General features: G+C 64.1%; 18 protein-coding genes. 8 read left to right on the top strand and 10 right to left on the bottom strand.

Features of this window, described 5'->3' with window-relative positions:
- Positions 1-5: 5 nt before the first annotated feature.
- Positions 6-1,193 (bottom strand): glycine C-acetyltransferase, encoded by a 1,188-nt coding sequence (locus CK221_RS17120; protein WP_095778573.1) that lies wholly within the window; start codon positions 1,191-1,193, stop codon positions 6-8.
- A 300-nt stretch (positions 1,194-1,493) separates the two neighbouring features.
- Between CK221_RS17120 and CK221_RS17115 the strand changes: the two genes are divergently transcribed.
- Positions 1,494-3,563, top strand: coding sequence for an EAL domain-containing protein (locus CK221_RS17115; protein ID WP_095778572.1), 2,070 nt, complete (start codon positions 1,494-1,496; stop codon positions 3,561-3,563).
- Here the strand turns inward: CK221_RS17115 and CK221_RS17110 are convergent.
- Complete coding sequence (locus CK221_RS17110) at positions 3,560-3,988, bottom strand: MarR family winged helix-turn-helix transcriptional regulator (protein WP_095778571.1); 429 nt, start codon at positions 3,986-3,988, stop codon at positions 3,560-3,562. The two genes, CK221_RS17115 and CK221_RS17110, sit on opposite strands and share 4 nt — an antisense overlap.
- A 183-nt stretch (positions 3,989-4,171) precedes the next feature.
- Here CK221_RS17110 and CK221_RS17105 point away from each other — a divergent pair, with 183 nt between their 5' ends.
- Positions 4,172-4,579, top strand: a complete 408-nt coding sequence (locus CK221_RS17105; protein WP_095778570.1) for a hypothetical protein — start codon at positions 4,172-4,174, stop codon at positions 4,577-4,579.
- Between the two features lie 375 nt (positions 4,580-4,954).
- Here the strand turns inward: CK221_RS17105 and CK221_RS17100 are convergent, their stop codons facing one another.
- Positions 4,955-7,000, bottom strand: a complete 2,046-nt coding sequence (locus CK221_RS17100; protein ID WP_095778569.1) for an NADH:flavin oxidoreductase — start codon at positions 6,998-7,000, stop codon at positions 4,955-4,957.
- A gap of 199 nt (positions 7,001-7,199) precedes the next feature.
- Between CK221_RS17100 and queF the strand changes: the two genes are divergently transcribed.
- A complete protein-coding gene (gene queF / locus CK221_RS17095; RefSeq protein ID WP_095778694.1) occupies positions 7,200-7,661 on the top strand; it encodes a preQ(1) synthase in 462 nt (153 codons plus the stop codon).
- Between the two features lie 218 nt (positions 7,662-7,879).
- Here queF and CK221_RS17085 read toward each other — a convergent pair whose 3' ends face one another.
- The 4 genes from CK221_RS17085 to CK221_RS17070 all read right to left on the bottom strand — a co-directional run bounded on the left by CK221_RS17085 (position 7,880) and on the right by CK221_RS17070 (position 11,951).
- Positions 7,880-8,467 (bottom strand): hypothetical protein, encoded by a 588-nt coding sequence (locus CK221_RS17085; protein ID WP_095778567.1) that lies wholly within the window; start codon positions 8,465-8,467, stop codon positions 7,880-7,882.
- A 4-nt stretch (positions 8,468-8,471) separates the two neighbouring features.
- A complete protein-coding gene (locus tag CK221_RS17080; protein WP_095778566.1) occupies positions 8,472-8,945 on the bottom strand; it encodes a DUF3828 domain-containing protein in 474 nt (157 codons plus the stop codon).
- Between the two features lie 100 nt (positions 8,946-9,045).
- A complete protein-coding gene (locus CK221_RS17075; protein WP_095778565.1) occupies positions 9,046-10,695 on the bottom strand; it encodes an ABC transporter substrate-binding protein in 1,650 nt (549 codons plus the stop codon).
- A 215-nt stretch (positions 10,696-10,910) separates the two neighbouring features.
- Positions 10,911-11,951, bottom strand: coding sequence for a proline racemase family protein (locus CK221_RS17070; protein ID WP_095778564.1), 1,041 nt, complete (start codon positions 11,949-11,951; stop codon positions 10,911-10,913).
- A 247-nt stretch (positions 11,952-12,198) separates the two neighbouring features.
- Between CK221_RS17070 and CK221_RS17065 the strand changes: the two genes are divergently transcribed.
- Complete coding sequence (locus CK221_RS17065; protein WP_095778693.1) at positions 12,199-12,882, top strand: GntR family transcriptional regulator; 684 nt, start codon at positions 12,199-12,201, stop codon at positions 12,880-12,882.
- Positions 12,883-12,908: 26 nt separating this feature from the next.
- Here the strand turns inward: CK221_RS17065 and CK221_RS17060 are convergent, their stop codons facing one another.
- Positions 12,909-14,459, bottom strand: coding sequence for a trimethylamine methyltransferase family protein (locus CK221_RS17060; protein WP_095778692.1), 1,551 nt, complete (start codon positions 14,457-14,459; stop codon positions 12,909-12,911).
- A 90-nt stretch (positions 14,460-14,549) separates the two neighbouring features.
- On the opposite strand from CK221_RS17060, the gene CK221_RS17055 reads away from it, so the two are divergent.
- Positions 14,550-15,452: a LysR substrate-binding domain-containing protein gene (locus CK221_RS17055; RefSeq protein WP_095778563.1), complete on the top strand. Its 903-nt coding sequence runs from the start codon at positions 14,550-14,552 to the stop codon at positions 15,450-15,452.
- 45 nt (positions 15,453-15,497) lie between these two features.
- The gene (gene mutL / locus CK221_RS17050; protein ID WP_095778562.1) at positions 15,498-17,375 is read left to right on the top strand and encodes a DNA mismatch repair endonuclease MutL; all 1,878 of its coding nucleotides are present in this window, start codon (positions 15,498-15,500) and stop codon (positions 17,373-17,375) included.
- A 173-nt stretch (positions 17,376-17,548) separates the two neighbouring features.
- Here the strand turns inward: mutL and CK221_RS17045 are convergent, their stop codons facing one another.
- Positions 17,549-18,442: a DMT family transporter gene (locus CK221_RS17045; RefSeq protein WP_095778561.1), complete on the bottom strand. Its 894-nt coding sequence runs from the start codon at positions 18,440-18,442 to the stop codon at positions 17,549-17,551.
- Positions 18,443-18,532: 90 nt separating this feature from the next.
- On the opposite strand from CK221_RS17045, the gene CK221_RS17040 reads away from it, so the two are divergent.
- Positions 18,533-19,459: a LysR family transcriptional regulator gene (locus tag CK221_RS17040; RefSeq protein WP_095778560.1), complete on the top strand. Its 927-nt coding sequence runs from the start codon at positions 18,533-18,535 to the stop codon at positions 19,457-19,459.
- A gap of 10 nt (positions 19,460-19,469) precedes the next feature.
- Here the strand turns inward: CK221_RS17040 and CK221_RS17035 are convergent, their stop codons facing one another.
- Complete coding sequence (locus CK221_RS17035; RefSeq protein ID WP_067000453.1) at positions 19,470-20,051, bottom strand: hypothetical protein; 582 nt, start codon at positions 20,049-20,051, stop codon at positions 19,470-19,472.
- A 113-nt stretch (positions 20,052-20,164) separates the two neighbouring features.
- Here CK221_RS17035 and CK221_RS17030 point away from each other — a divergent pair, with 113 nt between their 5' ends.
- On the top strand, positions 20,165-20,398 hold the full coding sequence (locus CK221_RS17030) for a DUF2093 domain-containing protein (RefSeq protein WP_067000947.1): 234 nt from the start codon (positions 20,165-20,167) through the stop codon (positions 20,396-20,398).
- The last annotated feature ends 152 nt before the right edge of the window (positions 20,399-20,550 follow it).

Raw genomic sequence — 20,550 nt, 5'->3', positions numbered from 1 at the left:
CACCGTCAAGCGATTACACCCAGTTCCTTCCCGACCTCGCCGAACGCCTCGACGGCGCGATCGATATCGGCGCCGGAGTGCGCCGCCGACATCTGGGTGCGAATGCGCGCCTGGCCCTTCGGCACCACCGGGAACGAAAAACCGATGACGTAGATGCCGCGCTTCAGCATGCGGGCGGCCATCTCCTGCGCAAGAGTGGCGTCGCCCAGCATCACCGGGATGATCGGATGATCGGCGCCGGCAAGCGTAAAGCCGAGCTTGCCCATTTGAGACCGGAAGCGTTCCGCATTGGCATATAGGCGGCGGCGCAGCGCATCGCCATTGCGGATCAGCTCGAAGACTTTCAGCGAGGCGCCGGCGATCGCCGGCATCAGCGTGTTGGAGAAGAGATAGGGCCGCGAGCGCTGACGCAGCCAGTCGACCACCTGTTTCTTCCCCGCGGTATAGCCGCCGGACGCGCCGCCCAGCGCCTTGCCGAGCGTGCCCGTGATGATGTCCACCCTGCCCTCGACGCCGCAGTGCTCGGCCGAGCCACGGCCGTTCTTGCCGACGAAGCCGACGGCATGGCTGTCATCGACCATGACCATGGCGTCGTATTTCTCGGCGAGGTCGCAGACTCCTTGCAGGTTGGCGATGATGCCGTCCATCGAGAACACGCCGTCGGTGGCGATCAGCCGGAAGCGGCGGTCCTTCGCCTCCTTCAGCCGCGCCTCGAGGTCGGCCATGTCGTTGTTGGCGTAGCGGAAGCGCTTGGCCTTGGAGAGCCGCACCCCGTCGATGATCGAGGCGTGGTTCAGCGCGTCCGAGATGACGGCGTCCTCCTCGCCGAGCAGCGTCTCGAACAGGCCGCCATTGGCGTCGAAGCAGGAGCCGTAGAGAATGGTGTCGTCCATGCCGAGGAAGGATGAGATGGTGGCTTCGAGCTCTTTGTGTTCTTCCTGGGTGCCGCAGATGAAGCGCACCGACGCCATGCCGTAGCCGTAGCGGTCGAGCGCCTGCTTCGCCGCATCGCGCAGCTCGGGGCTGTCGGCGAGGCCGAGATAGTTGTTGGCGCAGAAATTCAGCACCTTCTGGCCGGCAACCTCGATCAGGGCCGACTGCGTGGAGGAAATCACCCGCTCGGACTTGTAGAGCCCGGCCGATTTCAGGCCTTCAAGCTCGTTGTCGATGTGGGAGAGAAACGCTGCGCTCATCGTATGGCCCTATTTTGTTTGATGCGGACTGTCGCGCTGCGGACAAGAAAAATCCATCGCAAAAACGACCGCTTCGGTGGCGTTGTGCAAGCCGCGCCGCAGCTCCTTCAGCGCAGCCGGACAAGAATGTGTTCAAATGCGACGATCGGCGAAAGGACATAATAACCATCCTCTCAGCTTTGTCGCGCCACCGCCTCTGGCACCGTGTCGGTTTGCCGAGCTGTTAACCCTTTCACGTCAAGGGTTCTGGCGCCGCAAATCCATGGCAGGAATCCGTCGATCGGGAGGGGTCACTCAGTTATGTCGCAGCAGCCGGTGCACAGCGTTTCGCGCAAGCTGATTCTGCTGATCAAGAGCGGCTACTGGCTGGCCTTGCTGATCATCGCCGCCATGGTGATGGCTTCCTTCATCCTGCTGCAGCAGTTGATGGCGCAGCAGCAGCATAACGACGCGCTGCTCAACATCGTCTCCACGCAGAAGGCGCTGTCGCAGCGCATCGTCTTCCTGGCCAGCGCGACCGGTGCGGCCCCGCGCGACAAGCAGCCGGCGCTGGTCACCGCGCTCAAGCAGGCAACGGGCGAGTTCGAGACCAATTACGACCGGCTGCTCAAGGAGACCGGTGCCGATCCGCTATCGCCGGCGCGCAACGATCCGCAGTCGATCGAATATGTGCTGTTCAGCAAGCCGTTCCATCTCGACTATTTCTCGGTCGGCCTTATCGCCAACGGCGATCGACTGGTTTCATCATTTGCATCCCAGCTCGGCATGCAAAGCGACGGCTATAAGGGCGGCGGCGAGCGCGTCGGCCTCGACGCCTCCGTCGCCAATGCGACTTTGTCCGGCTATGCCGCGCTCGGCCAGCGCATCAGCGCCTTCGCCACCGAGCGGTCGGATGAGATGCTCAGCCTGCACCGCACGCTGTTCTTTGCCACCATCGGCGTCATCGTGCTGGTCGCGCTATTCATCTTCCGGCCGATGTCCAAGGCCATCCTGCGCAAGACGCATGAACTGGTCGACGCCCGCAATTCGATGGCCTTCATCGCCGTGCATGACGGCCTGACCGGCTTGCACAACCGCACCTTCCTCACCGATCATTTCGACACGCTGATCAAGGGCGCGCATCGGCGCCGCGAGCGGCTGGCGGTGATCCAACTCGACCTCGACCGCTTCAAGCAGATCAACGACACGCTGGGGCACGCGGCGGGCGACTATGTGCTTGTTGTCACCGCGCAACGCATGCGCGATTCCTGCCGCGCATCGGATCTTTGCGCCCGTCTCGGCGGCGACGAGTTCGTGATGATCCTCAACGGCGCCGGCAGCACCGAGGACATCCATGCGCTGGCCAAGCGCATCATCGCCAACATCAACGAGCCGATCACCTTCCAGGGCACGACCATAATGCCTGGCGCCAGCGCCGGCATCGCCGTCTATCCAGTCGACGCCGACAACGCGCAGGACCTGCTCGTCCATGCCGATCTCGCCCTCTATTCGGCCAAGAAGCTCGGCGGCGGCAGCTTCTCCTTCTTCTCCGAAGAGCTGCGGCGCGAGCTCGACTACCGCAAGCAGCTCGAGCAGGACATCCGCACGGCGATCGCGGAAAAGACCTTCGAGGTCTATTTCCAGCCTCAAGTGTCGCTCACCAGCGGCAAGATCAGCGGTATCGAAGCACTGGTGCGCTGGAAGCACGCCACGCGCGGCATGATCTCGCCCGGCGAATTCATCCCGGTGGCGGAGAAGTGCGGCTTCATGCCGGATATCGGCCGCATCGTCATCAGCAAGGCGATCAACGAAGCCGCCGAATGGGATCGCGCCGGCATCGATTTCGGACGCATCGCCGTCAATGTCTCGGGCACCGAGCTGCGCGAGCCGGACTTCGACAGTTTCCTGTTCGGAACGCTGGAACGAGCCGGGCTTGCGCCGCAGAAGCTGTCGCTGGAAATCGTTGAATCCGTCATCCTCGACGACGAGAAGACCGGCATCGCCGCCAAGCTCAGGCATATCCGCGCGGCGGGCGTCCACCTCGAGCTCGACGATTTCGGCACGGGCTATGCTTCACTCAGCCATGTCAACCCGAACGAGATCGATCGGCTGAAGATCGACCGCCGCTTCGTCCAGAATATCAACGAGAACGGCGACAACACCAAGATCGTGCGCGCCATCACCGAGCTTGCCCGCGGGCTCGGCATCTCGATCGTCGCCGAGGGCGCGGAAACGGAGGCCGAGCTCGACTCGCTGATGGCGATCGGCTGCGACCAGGTGCAGGGCTATTCGATCGCCTTCCCGATGCCGCAGGACAAGGCGCGCGAATGGCTTACCGCGCGCAGCCCGAAGAAGGCGAAGCTCAAGGTGCTGCAGGGCAGCCGGGCTTAACCGCCCACATTCGCCCGAAGCGCCGCCAGCACCTCGGCGAATTCCGCAAGTCGTTCGTCCGGCAGCCCGGCTCTCAGCCTTTTGTCGAAGGCGACGGCCGCGAGGCGCAACTTCTCGAACAGCGCTTCGCCGGTTTCGGTCAGAGCCACCTGATGCACCCTGCGGTTCTGCGGATCGCGGCGGCGCGTCAACAGCCCTTGCGCCTCCATGGCGTTGAGGTGATGCGTCAGCGTCGCGCCCTGGATGCCGATCATGCCGGCAAGCTCGCGCTGGTTGGCCAGCTCCTTCGACTTGACCGAGAGCAAGGTCACCCAGACCGGCAACGTTCCGCCAGCCTCCACCAAGGCAGCGTCAAAGGCCTGCGCCACCAGTTTGGCGGTGCGAGCGAGATTCATGCCGATGGGCGGGCGATCAAATGGCGTCATGGCCGGACACTAGAACAAGCAATGGATTGGCGGAACTCCGCATGAAGCATTGACATCTAACTATTAGATATCTAACTTTGTCTTGTTAACGTTGCGGATTAACGTTGTCGGACCCAGCCGACAGACAAAAACCGACAGGCAAAGCGTTACACCGGTGGCGGGGCGAACGAGAGGAATGCGGTCATGCAATATGTCTACATCGTCGTCATCGGCCTGCATGTTATGGCCGGCGTCTTCTGGGCCGGCACGACCATTGCGGTTGCCCGTGATCCGGAGATTAAGGCGGAGCGCTTCATCCGGCCGCAACTCGGCGCCTCCGGCATGGTCTTTTTGACCGGTCTGCTGCTCTGGTATTTCTTCCACGAAGGCGCTTTCGGCCCGATGGAAATGGTGCTGGCGCTGGGCATTGCGACAGCGCTGATCGCCGCCGGCGTGCAGGGCGCCCTTGTAGCCTCTTCCAGCAGGCAACTGGCAGGTGCCGATGCGGCGACGCAAGCGCAGTTGCGCGCGAAAATGACCAAAGGCGAACGCCTTGCCGGCGGGCTGCTGGTCATCACCGTATTGTGCATGGCCACGGCCAGGATGTTCTGACCGTCAACGGCTCGCGCGGTACCGGTGCGGGCCGGCGGCCGCGCGCGGCGCACCGGACCAACGCGGCAGGTGGCTCTCCTTGTGACGGTCCGGTGCGTTCCCCAGTGCGGCCGTCGCCGGCGCATCAGATCACCTCAACGGAACCGCCGCGCAGATTTTCCCGTCGCAGCTTTGTGTAGGTGCGCATGTTGGGCGATGCGAAAACCTTCCAGCCTGACGTCCTCAAGCGCTGCCGCCCAGCCAAGCGCTTCATCACGGCCACCATATGTTTCGATTGTCGCGGCGAGATCCTCGCGGCCCAGTTGCCTGGCCAGGATGGCGCAGGCCGCGACCCGCGTTTCGATGATTCCAGCCTGGCCAATGGAGGACCCAGGTTCAGATCCGGATGCCGAACCTGATGCCGTCATAGATGGCCGCGTGGATGTTGCGCGAGGCGACTGCGTCGCCGATGCGGAACAGAACAAAGCCGCCTTCCGGATTGCGCGGCGGAAAAATGTCGCCGCCGCTTACGAGCCGCTCGTAGTCGACCGCGCCGCCATTCTTCGACAGCGGCTTCAGCGCGAGGTAGAGATCGTCGAGCGGCGCGGTGCCATGCTCGACCACCACCTGGTCGACGCGCCGCTCGCCGCGCCAGCCATCGGCGAAGTCCGACGCCAGCTCGGCGATGAGCTGGTTACCCTCGCGTCGCACGGAGCGCAGACGAGTGTTGATGGTGACGGTGACGCCTTTCTCGTGGAAAGCCCGCATATAGGGCACGTGGTTCAGGCCGCCCATTTCCGGCGCGAAGAAGCGTTCGGGCGAGACCAGCTCCAGCTTCGAGCCGCTGTTGGCAATCAATTCCGCCGCGCCCATGCCCTGATGGCCGCCATTGTCGTCATAGACCAGAACGTTCTCGGCCGGCTTGACGCTGCCGGCCATAATGTCCCAGCTCGAGGTGACGAGATTGTCGCCCGCTGCCAGCGGCGGGTTCTGCGGCAGGCCGCCGGTGGCGACAATCACCACATCCGGCGCCAGTGCCAGGACATCGTCCTTTTCGGCCCATGTGTCGTAGCGGATCTCGACGCCGAGGCGATCGAGCTCGGCAAGCCGCCAGTCGATGATGCCGATCAGTTCCTTACGGCGCGGATTTTGCGTCGCGAGCCGCACCTGGCCGCCGGCCTGGCTGGACGCTTCGAGGACCGCCACCTGATGGCCGCGTTCGGCGGCGACACGCGCCGCTTCCAGACCGCCCGCCCCGGCGCCGACGACCACCACCCGCCTCTTCGGCCCTTCGCTTTTCGCGATGACATGCGGGATCGTCGCTTCGCGGCCGGTGGCGGCGTTGTGGACGCAGAGCGCCTCACCGCCTTCATAGATGCGATCGAGGCAGTAGGTGGCGCCGACGCAAGGCCGGATCTCGTGCTCGCGCCCTTCCATCACTTTCCGGATGATATGCGGATCGGCGATATGGGCGCGCGTCATGCCGACCATGTCGAGCTTGCCAGAGGCGATCGCATGACGCGCGGTCGCGACATCGGATATCCGCGCCGCGTGGAAGGTCGGGAATTTCGTCGCCGCCCTCACCTCGCCGGCGAAATCGAGATGCGGCGACGAGCGCATGCCGGTCACCGGGATGACCTTGGTCAGCGCCGCGTCGGTCTCGATCGAGCCGCGGATGATGTTGAGGAAATCGACCTTGCCGGAGCGAGCCAGACGTTTCGCGATCTCGACGCCCTCCTCCTTCGATAGGCCCTTTTCGAAATCCTCGTCGGCGACCATGCGGATGCCGACGACGAATTTCTCGCCGACCGCGGCGCGAACCGCATCCAGCACCATGTTGGTGAAGCGCAGCCGGTTTTCGAGCGAGCCGCCGAAATCATCGTCGCGATGGTTGGTGGCCGGCGACCAGAAGCCGTCCATCAGATGGCCGTACGATTCGAATTCGATGCCGTCGAGGCCGGCCGCCTGGCAACGCTGGGCGGCGGAAGCATAATCGGCAACGATGCGCTCGATGTCCCAATCCTCGATGGTCTTGGGAAAGGCGCGATGCGCCGGCTCGCGCACCGGCGAGGCGGAAAGCACCGGCAGCCAGTCGGCCTTGTTCCAGCCGGTGCGGCGACCGAGATGGGTGATCTGGATCATGACCTTGCAGTCATGCTCATGACAGGCATCCGCAAGCTCTGCGAGCCACGGCACGATGGCGTCGTCATAGACATGCAGGTTGCCGAAGGCGGCCGGGCTGTCGCGTGACACGATGGCAGAGCCCGCTGTCATCGTCAGCGCCATGCCGCCCTTGGCCTTCTCGGCGTGGTAGAGCCGGTAGCGCTCCTTCGGCATGCCGTCCTCGGAATAAGCCGGCTCATGGCTGGTCGACATCACCCGGTTCTTCAGCGTCAGGTGCTTGAGCGGATAAGGTTGGAGAAGCGGGTCGTTGCTGGTCATCGTCTTCCTGCCGTATCAAATTGCGCGGGAGCTGCTCCCGCTTCCATTTCACGCATCGGATTCATCCGAAAACCGCTGCGCGGCTTTCGCTCCAATGCTAATGAGCCGCCAAATACGCCGCGTCCGTTCGATCGCGGCGCACTTTCAACTGATTGCACCTGCCGCCCTTGCAATCATCGGCGGCAGCAAGGAGCCATCGATGACCGACGCCAAAAACCTGACCCAGCTCGGCAAACACGTCGAGACGCCGCAGAGTCCCGAACAGGCAGTCCTGGAAACCGTGCCGTTCGAGCGAGGCGACGGCCCGCCCGCGATCGTGCGCTTCACCTGCCCGGAATTCACCTCGCTCTGCCCGGTCACCGGCCAGCCCGACTTCGCCCACATCGTCATCGACTACGCGCCCGACAAGACGCTGGTGGAATCGAAGTCGCTGAAGCTGTTCATGACCTCGTTCCGCAACCATGGCGCCTTTCACGAGGAATGCACCGTCATGATCGGCCGCCGCATCGTCGAAGCGACCAAGCCGCTCTGGCTGCGCGTCGGCGGCTACTGGTTCCCGCGGGGCGGCATTCCCATCGACGTCTTCTGGCAGACCGGCGCGCCGCCTGAAGGCGCCTGGCTGCCCGACACCGGGGTGCCGCCATATCGCGGGCGCGGGTGAAATTTGTTGCGAAAGGCTGGCGGGACAGCGCCCCCCTCTGTCCTGCCGGACATCTCCCCCACTTGGAGGGAGATCGGACGTCACCCCGGCTTTCGCCAATCTCCATCGTGGCAAAGTAGGCGGGTCGCCGAAGCTGCCAATCTCCCCCCTTGTGGGGGAGATGGCCGGCAGGCCAGAGGGGGGCGCGAAGGATCGCCGGCGCCGAAGTTCAATCATATTCATTCGCACTGGTACTGGCTGAGCGCCCATTCGCCGGTGACCGACAGGAGGTCGGAGATCTTCCAGTCGCCGCCGACCTTCTTCAGCTTCCATTCGAGACGGTGCTGGTGGCCTTCGACGACGAAGACGACCACCACCTTGGCCTCGTCACCATTGATCGCTTCGATGGTGCGCAGGCTCTTGTCGATGGCGAGCTTGTCGTAATCGGCATTGTCGAGCGCCATGTTGGGATCGAGGCACTCGCCCTGACCCGAGGCGCGCAGCGCGTCGGCTTTGTCGAGCACGCTCTTCGCCGGATCGCTGAAGTTCTTGCGCTGGCCGGGGTCCAATTCCAGCCCGAGATGCTCGTAGAAGGGCTTCACCACCGCCGTCGGCGATCCGGGCAGGACGGGCGCAGCTGGCGCCGGTTCGGCCAGCTTGCTTTCAGGCGATGTGGCCGGCGCCGACTTGTCGATCGCAGGCGCATTGTCGCCTGAGGACGCGTTCGGCGGCGGCGAGCCGAACAGTCCTTGCCCGTAGGCGCCGCCGTTCAGCCCCGCGGTCAGCATCGACAAGCTCGACAGCGCGAGGACCAGACGCCGAAGCACGGCGTCACTCCGTCGAGGAGCCGCATTCCAGCGCGCTGAGCGTCCAGTCGCTGGTTTTGGAGGTGATGTCGGCGATCTTCCACTTGCCGTCCACTTTCTTCAGCGACCACACCATTTCGCGTTTGGAGTCATCGCCTTCTGGGAAAAGATTGAAGCTTGCCGTCACCTCAGCGGTGTCGCCATTGACGGCCTCGGCGAGCTTCAGTGTCCTCGACACGGTCTTCTGGTCGAAATCCTGGGCGTCGAGGCCTGGGTCGAAGTCGATGCAGGATACCTCGTCGGGCTTCTCCTTGCGCGCCTTGTCGTTGGCTTCGAAGAGCTTGGTGACCGGCTCGGTGAAGCGGTCGCGGTATTTCGCGTCCGCCTCGAACTTCACTTCAGGCACATAGAAGAACTTCACGGCGTTGGAAGCCGGCCCGGCGAGCGCCGCGGCAGGCAAGGCGATCGAGATGGCAACTGCAAGCATCATCGGTCTCATGCAGGATCTCCGGATGGTCGGCGGCGTGGTGGCACGATCACCACCACGCATCCTGCATATCGGCTTTTTCACGGCGCATGAAGTCCTTGCGCTGCGCGGCTTAAGCTTCCAGCCAGACGTTCTGGAAGTCCATTTGATAGGTCTGGTGCATGGCGTAGTTCTTCACCTTCTTGTTCATGTGGCAGTAGAGCTTCTGCCAGAACGGCTGGACGATGACGCCGGAGTCCTGCAGGATCTGCTCGACGTCCTTCATAACCTCCTTGCGCTTGGCGACGTCGATCTGCGACAGCGCCTCCTTGAGCTTGGCGTCGAAATCCGGGTTCGAGAACGCGGTCTCGTTCCAGGCCTCGCCGGTACGGTAGCCCAGCGCCAGCACCTGCACGCCGAGCGGGCGCATGTACCAGATGGTCATGGAATAAGGATATTTCGTCCAGTCGTTCCAGAAGGTCGAACCGGGCAGCACCGTGCGCTTCACCTTGATGCCTGCATCGCGCAACTGGCCGGCGATCGCGTCGCCGGTGTTCTTCTGCCATTCGTCCTCGACGGTGATCAGCTCGTGCTCGAAGTCGGCCTGCCCGGCGTCGGCCATCAGCTTCTTGGCGCCCGCCGCGTCCCGTTCCTTCTTCGGCAGCGGATAGTATTCCGGATGGATAGGGCTGACATGGTGGTTCTCGCCGACCGTGCCGCGGCCCGCGTAGCCGAGCTGCATGACCTGGTTATTGTCGACGGCCATCTGCAGCGCGTTGCGCACCCGTTTGTCATCGTAAGGCTTGTGCGTGATGTTGGTGCGCGCCACGAGCGTGGTCGCCGTCGCGACTTCCGATTTCACCAGATCCATCTTGTCAAGGGGGTCGATGAAGTCGGCCGGCGTTTCGAAATCGAGGTCGATCTCGCCCGAATCGAAGGCATTCAGCGTGGCGTTGAAGTCGGTGCCGTAGTCGATGAACTCGACCCCGTCGAGCGGCGCTTCGCCACCCCACCACTTGCCGTTCTCGCGGCGCTTGACCACGGCTTTCTGGCCGACATCGTAAGACACCAGCTCGAAAGCCCCGGTGCCGATCGGCTTCTTGATCGGATCGGCGCCGTCCTTGTCGAAGTTGCGATGCACGACCAGCGCCGGATAGTCCGTGAAACCCGGAATGATCGCGATATCGGCCTCGGACAGCTTCAGCTTGACCGTATGGTCATCGACCTTGGTGATCGCGCCATCCCTTGCCTTGCCGGTCTTGGCATCGACCAGCGCGCCGACGCGGGCGGCCATGGAATTGCCGGAAGCCCCCTTCTCGCACCAGCGATTGAGGTTGAAGACCACGTCATCGGCGTTGAAGGCATCGCCATTGTTCCAGGTGACGCCTTTGCGCAGATGCAGCGTGTATTCGGTTGCGTCGTCGTTGACGTCCCAGCTTTCGAGCAGCACCGGCTCGAAAGTGAACTGGTGCGTGTAGCGCACGAGCGGCTCCAGCCAGGTGCGAGTGACGTTCGCCATCTCGGTCCAGTCATAGGTGCGCGGGTCCTTCTGCGCCTTGACCGACATCGCGACATGCAGCGTTCCGCCTTTCTTCGGCTCTTGCGCCAGGGCTCTTGTCGGCGCGGCAAGGCCGATCATGCCATAGGCGAACGCCGTCGACGCGCCGAAGGCGCTTGCCAGCGCCAGGAATTCGCGCCGGTCCACGCGGCCCGCGCGCGCTTCTTTAGCCATCGCCTTGATGGCGGCAGGAACGCGATCACCGTTGCTTTTGAAGATTGTCATTTTTTCCTCCCATGTTGCGAAACATTGGCCATCCTGGTGCACTTTTTTTCAGCTGTAGATGGCGCCTGCAGCGTGAGTGTGCGTCCAGACGCTGCCTTGCCTGAGATAGTGAGAACTCGCTCCATCCTGCGGCATTTCGAATATCGTATACGAGCCTTGAGCGTCAAGCTTCTTGGGGCATGAGCTGGAGAAAGATGCCGGGCGAAGAACCATCTTCACACCTTCGCACGCTTCATCGGCCAGGTGTCCGCCACGCGATAGCCCGCCGGCCAAGGATCTTCAGGATCCAGCATGTGCTGATGGATGCCGGTGATCCAACCGCGACCGCTGATCTGGGGGCGTATTGCGGGCATACCGACAACCTGCGTGGTGCCGAGAATCTTGCCGTGAAATTCTGACCCGATGATGGACACACCGGTGAACCAATCCTCGGCTGTCATTTGACCCTTCGCGTGCAAGAGCGCCATGCGGGCCGACACCGCCGTTCCGGTCGGCGATCGGTCGAGCTTGCCAGGTTTTATCGAAACGACCGATTTTGCTCGGAGGCGGTTGCCATCCTGGGTGATGGCGCCGGCAAAAAGACAGAACGAATGGTGGCGCCAATCGGGACGCTCAGGGTGGAAGAACGCCATTTGTCGATTGGCCGCATCGGTGATGCGCACCCCAAGTTCGGCGAGATCACGAGCCTCGTCGGTTTCAAGCGCTAACCCAAGGGCAGGTGCGTCGACGACGACGAAACTGTCGCCTCCATAGGCCGTGTCGACCGTGATGGTACCGAGGCCATCGACCTCAAGCGGCACGCCGACCCTGCTGGCGAATGAGGGTACGTTTTCAACCGTGATGCGCTGGGCTTTTCCTCCGGCACAGTCGGCCCGCACGCGTACCAGACCGCCCGGCGCCTCAAGCACCATTTCGGTTACCGGCTCCTGCATGGGGATGATCCCGGTGTCCAGAATTACCGTCGACACGCAGATCGAATTGGAGCCGGACATCGGGGGCGTATCCTCCGGCTCCATTATGATCCAGGCCATCTGCGCGTCGGGATGCTTGGGAGGGACCAGAAGGTTGACGTGCCGGAAGACGCCGCCGCGCGGTTCATTGAGAACGAAGTTCCGAAGTCCGTTGTCTTCTGCGATCCATTTGCGCTGGTCCCAGACGGTGTCTCCCGGCGGAGGAGACACTCCGCCAACGATGACATCCCCGACTTCGCCCTCCGCGTGGCAGGAAACAACATGGATGACTTTCGTGCTTCGCATTCGGGAGTCCCCAGAGCCGCGGCTTCCGATGGGATATCGTATACGATCTTCGGCTCTCGTCAAGGCTCGATTGAAGCGAAATGCGCCAGTCGCTGCTGATCGGCCGGGCTCAAAAGAGCCCACGCCGGACGGCATCTCAGGCCACGCAGCCACTCGGATTGAGCAGAATCGCGAGCGTATTTGATCGCGAACATCGTCTACGATATCTATGTTTGCAGATCTGACGCTCCTTGCGGAGACTCTACACGTGCCATTTGCATTTGCCGACATTCCCGATCTGGGTGCCGCACCAACCGCTTCCGACGTGGTTTTGAAGTTCATCCGCGGAGCAATCATATCCGGGTCGCTGGATGAGGGCGAACCGATCAGGCAAGACGACGTCGCCCGCATGTTCAACATCAGTAAGATTCCGGTGCGGGAAGCTTTGAAGCGGCTCGAGGCCGAGGGATTCGTGGCATTTCAGCGAAACAAGGGCGCAATTGTCGCCAGCATGTCGGAACCGGAGATCGTGCAGATTTTCGAGGTCCGAGCCATGCTGGAATCGAACGCAATTCGGCTTTCCCTCCCCCACATGAACGAGAAGACCTTCGATAAGGCGCAAGCAAGTTGCGACTCCTTCGCGAAGGAAACCGACGTCGGCCGCTGGGCGGAACTGAATTGGGAGTTCCATTCCAGTCTTTATCTAGACGCCGGGCGACCATATCTGCTCCGCATGATCCGGTCGGTTAACGATCGCATCGAACGCTATCTGCGAGTTCAGCTGACGATTTCCGGCGGTCATGAGCTTGCGGATCGAGAACATCGCGAAATCCTGGCCGCCTGCCGCGCTGGCGAGATCGAACAGGCCGCAAAGTTGGTCTACGATCATATTATGAACGCCTGTCAATCGCTTCAGAAACACCTGGCCAACGGTAAGGTGCGCGCTGGCTGAGCCATTGGCTTGCTGCCCATTTTTTGTCAACTAACGGTATCAGGCAGCTTTTCCTCGCGCCGCGCGATCAAATCCTTGAGACCTTCGGCGATGCCCTCGTCGAGCTTCGGCTCCTGGTAGTCGGCGAGCATGTTGCGCGCCCTTTCGAGGCCGCGCGTATCATGATCCTTCGCGCCCTCGGCTGTCCATTGTTCGAAGGAATTGAAGTCCATGATGCTCGGCATGAAGAAGGCGCGCTCGAAATGCTCGAGCGTGTGCTGCGTGCCGAGGAAATGCCCTTGCGGACCGACCTCGCGGATCGCCGCCATAGCCTCCTTGAAATCGTCGAAGGGAACGCCGCCGGCATATTTGTACCAACCGATGAGTTGCTCGCAGTCGGTGGCGAATTTCGAATAGCCGCAGGTAAGGCCGGCCTCGAGCCAGCCGGCGGAGTGCCAGATGTAATTGGCGCCGGCGAGGATCGCGGCATGCATAAGCATGTTCGCCTCGTAGCCTGCCTGGGCGTCGTTGAGCTTGGAGCCGACATGGAAGCCCGAGGTGCGCCATGGCAGTTTGTATTTCCGCGCCAGCGCGCCCATCAGATACATCATCTGCGCAGCCTCCGGCGTGCCGCCCATCGGGGCGCCGGTCTTCATGTCGACGGTCACCATGAACTGGCCATAGATCTGCGGCGAGCCGGGACGGATCAGCTGGGTGAAGGCCACCCCGGCGAGCGCCTCGGCATTGACCTGCGCGACCGCGCCGACGGCGGAGGCCGAGGTCGAGGCGCCGCAGAGCGCGAAGGGTGCCAGGATCAGCGGCTGGTTGTGGCGGGCATAGACCCGCATGGCGTCGAGCATGGTGGCGTCCCACACCAGCGGCGAATTGCAATTGGTGATCGCCACCAGCACCGGATTGTCGCGCACGAACTCCTCGCCGAACACGATCGCAGCCATAGCCATCGTGTCCTCGGCCCGCTCCTTCGACGTCACGATACCCATGAACGGCTTGTCGGAGTGCTTGAGCGCCGAATGGATGATGTGGAGGTGCCGCTTCGGCACCGGGATCTCCATCGGCTCGCAGATGATCGAGCTCGACGAATGCAGCGCCGGCGCCATGTAGGCGAGCTTGTGGAAATTGTTGAGGTCGTTGAGCGTGCCGTAACGCCGCTTGTTGTCGAGGTCGCGCACATAAGGCGCGCCATACATCGGCACGAAGATCGAGTTCTTGCCGCCGACGCGAACCGTCCGCTCGGGGTTGCGCGCATTGAGCGTGAATTCCGGCGGGACCTTCGAGACAAGCTCCATCAGCAGCGCGCGATCGATGCGGACGCGTGTGTCCTTGACGTCGGCACCCGCCGCCTTCCAAAGCGCGATCGCTTCGTCGTCGCGGAACTCGCAGCCAACCTCCTCGAGGATTTTGAGCGACTCCTCGTGGATCAGCTCCACCGCCTCGTCGGGCACGATCTCATAGGCCGGAATCTGGCGAACGAGCGTCGGGAAGGACGCGACCGGCACGCTTCTCAGCGCCTTGCGCCCAAGGCGGCCGCCGCCGCGACGGTGGGTCGGCTCAGTCAATTCAGCGGCCGGTGCGTTCATGTTGTCTCCTTCATCCCGCCCGACCAAGTTAGCGACACGAAATATGGATGTGACGCTGGAAAATCCTGATCTCTTGTATAAGTTGCGCTTATGCGAAGCCTGCGCCACCTCCTGCCCTCGGCCGGCAGCCTCGTCGTCTTCGAGGCGGCAGGCCGGCTGTCGAGCTTCACCGCCGCCGGGCGCGAGCTCGGCATGACCCAGGCGGCCGTCTCCTATGCGGTGCGCGGACTGGAGGAACAGCTCGGCGCCAAGCTGTTTCAGCGCCGCCACCGCCAGGTGCTCCTGACCGAGGCCGGCGAGCGCTTCCACGCGGACGTCTCGCTGGGGTTGTCGCATATCCGCAAATCTGCCGAGGACCTTCGCCTGCAGGCGACCGGCGGCCATGTGACCCTTGCCGCCTCGACGGCCTTCGGCTCGTTCTGGATGATGCCGCGTCTGCAGCAGTTCCGCGACCAACTGCCGGGCATCGACCTGCGCATCCAGACCGCCGACCGCGACCTCGACATCATTGCCGAGGGTATTCCGCTCGGGGTGCGCGGCGGCGTGCCGCGCGACTGGCCGGACTATCACTCGCTGTCGCTGTCCGATGAAGAGATCTTCCCCGTCGCCGGCCCCAGCTACCTCGCCAAATTCGGCATGCCGAAGACGGTCGAGGAACTGGCCACGCACCGGCTGATCCATCTCGAGGAGCCCTATCGCGAGGCGCCGAACTGGGACGAATGGTTCGCGTCGGCCGGAACCAGCCTGCGCAATGCCGAGCGCGGCCTGCGCATCAACGACTATGCCCTGGTGATCCAGGCGGTGATGGAAGGGCAAGGCATCTCGCTTGGCTGGCGGCATCTGGTCGAGCGGCTGGTGGCATCAGGGCTGCTGGTGCCGGTGACCGAGCATGTGATGAGGACCGGCATCGGCTTCCACGTCATCTGGCCGAAGAACCGCGAGCTCAGCGACAACGCGCGCAAGGTCAGGGACTGGCTGGTGGCGCAGGCATGAAGTAGCCCCTCCCCCACACCGTTCGAATCCGCCTATAATCCTCGGATGCCCATTCGCCAGCTTTCCGAAACGATGATCAACCAGATCGCCGCCGGCGAGGTCATCGAGCGTCCCGCAAGCGTGGTGAAGGAGTTGGTCGAGAATGCGCTCGATGCCGGCGCGTCGCGCGTCGAGATCGTCACCGCCGGCGGCGGGCTCTCGCTCATCCGCGTCACCGATGACGGCTCGGGCATTCCCGAGCGCGAACTGGCGCTGGCAGTTGCCCGACACTGCACGTCGAAGCTGTCGGACGACATCCACGACATCCGCTCGCTCGGATTCCGCGGCGAGGCGTTGCCGTCGATCGGCTCGGTGGCCAGGCTTTCGATCCGCTCGCGCACGGCCGCCGGCGACAGCGCGGCCGAGATCAGCATCGAGGGCGGCCGGGTGTCGGCCGTCAAGCCGGCGGCGGCCAACCGCGGCACCACCGTCGAAGTGCGCGACCTGTTCTTCGCCACGCCGGCACGGCTCAAATTCATGAAGGGCGAGCGCGCCGAAAGCTCGGCCACCGGCGACGTGGTGAAGCGCATCGCCATCGCCTTCCCCGCCGTGCGCTTCACGCTTGCCGGGTCCGACCGCTCGACGCTGGAGCTGCCGGCGACCGGCGACACGCCGGAGGGCCGGCTCGCCCGCATCGCGCAAGTGATGGGCGCCGACTTTCCCGACAATGCCATTGCGATCGATGCCATGCGCGACGGCGTGCATCTTGCCGGCCACGTCTCGATCCCTTCCTACACCCGCGCCAACGCGCTGCAGCAATATGCCTATGTCAACGGCCGGCCGGTGCGCGACAAGCTGATCGCCGGCGCGATCCGCGGCGCCTTCGCCGACGTGCTGCCGCGCGACCGGCATGCGGTGACCGTGCTGTTCCTTTCGCTCGATCCGGCAACCGTCGACGTCAACGTCCACCCGGCCAAGGCCGATGTGCGCTTCCGCGATCCGGGCCTGGTGCGCGGGTTGATTGTCGGCGCCATCCGCGAGGCGATGGCCGGCGCCGGCATCCGGGCCGCGACCACCGGCGCGGCCGGCATGATGGCGGCTTTCCGGCCCGGCGCGGCGTCCTATTCGCATCCCGGACCGGCCAGTGGCCACCGCAGCTATGAGGCCGCTTTTCGCGCCTCCGGCTCCAGCTTTGATCATGGTTCGACTTTGGCGCGCTCGCCGCAGCGGCCGCTCGACATGGGCGAAGCGCGGCCGGCGCGAGGCGGCTTCGCCGAGAACGATCAGGCTGCCTTCGACACCGGGCCGCTGGCAAGCGCCGACGCGCGGGCGGGCATCGCCGAGCCGGCCGAGGCGCTGCTCGGCACTGTGCTGGGCGCGGCGCGCGCTCAGGTGCATGAGAACTATATCGTCGCCCAGACCCGGGATTCGCTGATCATCGTCGACCAGCATGCCGCACATGAGCGCCTCGTTTACGAGGCCTTGAAGAACGCGCTGCACTCTCGCGCCGTGCCTTCGCAGATGCTGCTTTTGCCCGAGATCGTCGACCTCCCGGAAGAGGATGCCGAGCGGCTGGCGATGCATTCCGAGACGCTGGCCAAATTCGGCCTCGGCCTGGAGCGCTTCGGCCCGGGCGCGGTGGCGGTGCGCGAGACGCCGTCGATGCTCGGCGAAACCAACGTGCAGCAACTGGTGCGTGACCTCGCCGACGAGATCGCCGACAACGACACGGTCGAGACCCTGAAGGAACGGCTGGACAGAATAGCCGCGACCATGGCCTGCCACGGCTCGGTGCGCTCGGGCCGGCTGCTCAAGGCCGAAGAGATGAACGCGCTGCTGCGCCAAATGGAGGCGACGCCCGGCTCCGGCACCTGCAACCATGGCAGGCCGACCTATATCGAGCTGAAACTCGCCGACATTGAAAGATTGTTCGGGCGAAGGTGAGCGCACCAAAGCTCTCACCCAGCCTCCGCTTCACTTCCGCTGACTTCTCCCGATGGGGAGAGGAGACCTTCAGCGCCAGCACCAACCGGTTCTCGTGGCCGCGTAGCGGCCAGATAAAGGTCCGCTCGAGGCGGCGCTTTTCTTGAGTCAGGAACCGGCCTCGACCCTCTGACTTACCGCTTCAAATTCACCACGATCACACCGCCGAGCGCCAGTGCGCCGCCGAGGATGCCGAAGAGTGTCGGCACTTCGCCGAGCCAGAAGAAACCGATCAGGGCGGAGGTCGGCGAGACCAGATAGAGGAAGTTCGAGGCGCGCGCGGCCGGCAGGCGCGACAGCGCGGTGGCCCAGGCGGCGTAGGCGATCAAGCTGGGCACGATGCCCAGATAGATGACGGCGCCGAGGCCGGCCATGTCGGCGACCGCGGCCTGCGAAAACGCTTCCGCCAGGAAGGGCGACAGGCAGAGCGCGCCGAGCACCATGTTGGAAGCGGCGATCGTCAGCGGATGATGGCGGGCAAAGAGCGGCTTCTGGACGATGGTGTTGACGGCCGAGCAAAGGGCGGAGCCCAGCACCAGCAACGCGCCGGTGTTGAAATGCAGGCCATGGCCGTCCGCCACCGCGATGATGCCGATGCCGGCAAACGAGATCACCGTGCCGAACCAGGCCATGCCGGAAAAGCGCTCGCCGAGCAGCGCCATGGCCATGATGGCCGTGAAGATCGGGCTGACATTGATGATGAAGCCGGCGGCGCCCGCCGAGACGGTGAGCTCACCGAAATTGAGCATGGCGGTGTAGAGCGCGACGAAGATGGCACCGCCGAAGCCGAAACGCCACAGCTCATCGATCCTCGGCAGCGCCGGACGCTTGACCGCAAGGAAGATCGCTGCCGGCACGGCCGCGATGGCGAAGCGCAGCGCCCCGAGCTCCAGCGGCTGGAAGGCGGCGAGGCCGGCGCGGATCGCCGGGAAGGCAGACGCCCAGCCGACCACCGTCAGCGCCACCGCGATCGCGGCCGTGGTGTCCATGCGCTGTGTCTCATTCAACGTGCCGGTGTAAGCGCTCATTGCCGAATCCTCGCCTCTCAGTGCCATAGAGAGAGAAAACGCCATTGCCCGCCGATTGACAAACGAGCAATTCGAGGGTCAGCTGTGAGCATGCTTCACAGCTCTGACCAGCTATTGCCGCTCGAGACTTTGCGCGCCTTCGACGCGGCGGCGCGGACGGGAAGCTTTTCCGCGGCGGCCGAAAGGCTCAACCTCACCCATGGCGCGATCAGCCGTCAGATCGCCAAGCTGGAGGACTGGCTCGGGCTCAAGGTGTTCGAGCGCAACGCGCGCGGCGTTACGCTGACCAATGAGGGCAACCGGCTGCACCTGCGCACCACCGAGGCCTTCGCGCTGATCTCGGTCAATTCCGATCGCTGGGTCGAGCCGCGCGGCACCGCGGTGGTGCGGCTGGCTTCGATCCCTTCGGTCAGCGGCCTTTGGCTGATGCCGCGCATGGCGGCGCTCGAAAACAACCCGACCCGGCTGCGCATCGTGCTCGACGTCGACAACCGCCAGGCGGACCTTGCCGACGAGGGCATCGACCTTTCGGTGCGCTGCGGGCGCGGTCGCATTCCGGGCCGCGTCTCGGTCCAGCTTTTCGAGGAGCACATCTTCCCGATCGCCTCGCCGGAGCTGGCGGAGGAGATCGGGCACGGCGACCCGGACCGGCTGCTCAAATTGCCGCTGATCAACGATTCCGACGCGTCCGCCTGGCGCGCCTGGTTCGCGGCACAGGAGGTCGATTATCGCCCGCGCCCGCAGGACCGGCGTTTCGAGGACTACAATCTGGTGCTCGACGCGGCGGCGCACGGGCTCGGCATCGCGCTGGCGCGGCCGCCGCTGACGGCAGACCAGTTGAAGTCGGGCCGGATTGTTCCCGTTGACGAGCGGGTCGCGCTCAATCCGGTGTCCTACTGGCTCGACCGCCCGGTCGGCCGGCCGCGCGCGGCCGCCGCCGATCTCGCCAGGCGCATCGCCGAACAGGCGGGCCTGGCGCCGGAGAAGCTCGAAGCCTTCCTGCAGGACGAGGACTAGATCGCCCGGATCAGCGAAGCAGCATCAGCACGATCGAGGTGGTCGCAGCCGAGACGACGGCCGTCACGATCGATATCATCCACAGCGGCGTCTGGCCGGGTTCGGATCGCGGGGCATGGCCGGGGCTGCGAACGCCGCCGCGCGGCGGCGCATTGGCGTTGGCCGCTACCAGCACTCCGGACGCAAGCACCGGCGAGAACGAAGAGGGCGCCGCCACGACCCTTGCGGTGCCATCGGCGGCTGGCGGTGGAACCTGGGGCAGCGCCCGCGAAGGCTGATCGGCGTCAGCCGCCGACCTGCCAGCCGGAGACTTCGTCGAGGCGCCATCAGTGCCGGCATCGGATTCCAGGACGGCTCTGTAGGCGTTCTCGATCTCGGCCGAGGACAGACGCTGAGTTGGTTGAGCGGCCGGCAACGTGCCGTTCAGCGCCTGCGCGGCCACCTGTGCGGAGGACACGACGGACGGCGCCGGCGGCTGGACGAGCGCCTTGACCAGCGCCGCGGTCGCAGGTTCGGCCTTGGGCGACGGCACCGGCTGCGGCGCCAGCGCCTCTTTCAGCAGCGACGTCACGCTGGCGTTGGTGATGTCCATGGCGCTTCCCGACAACCATTGTGCCAACCGGCATACTACATGAGCATTGCGCCAAGCTTGACCTTGCCTTCGATTTGTGGCGATTGAACCCCTATGAACCTATGCGCCATTCCATGATGAACCGTTTTGAAGGCCCCGGCGGCAAGGAAGCGCGCATCCGCTATCTCGACGGCGACTTCCAGGTGACGAGCCCCGGCGCGTTCGTGCGCTGCGCGGTGACCGGCGAGAGCATCCCGCTGGACGAGCTCAAATACTGGAGCGTCGCCAGGCAGGAGCCATATGTGAACGCGGCAGCGTCGCTGCGGCGTGAGATCGAGGCGCATCCGGAACTGCGCAAGCGGGGGTAGAACCTCCTAGAGCAGGATGAAATTGTTGGGAGTCGTTGAGGATTCCCAAATCAGCGGGTTTATGATTCACCATTCATGCTGGGAAGGAGGCCAGCATGGATGGCACTATCGATGGATCTGCGAGAGCGCGTCGTGGCGGCGGTGAAGACAGA

It is taken from the genome of Mesorhizobium sp. WSM3868 (assembly GCF_002294785.1).
Classification (GTDB): Bacteria; Pseudomonadota; Alphaproteobacteria; order Rhizobiales; family Rhizobiaceae; genus Mesorhizobium.
The sequence above is the reverse complement of the archived record's forward strand: the minus strand, read 5'-3'. Positions and strand labels throughout refer to the sequence as shown.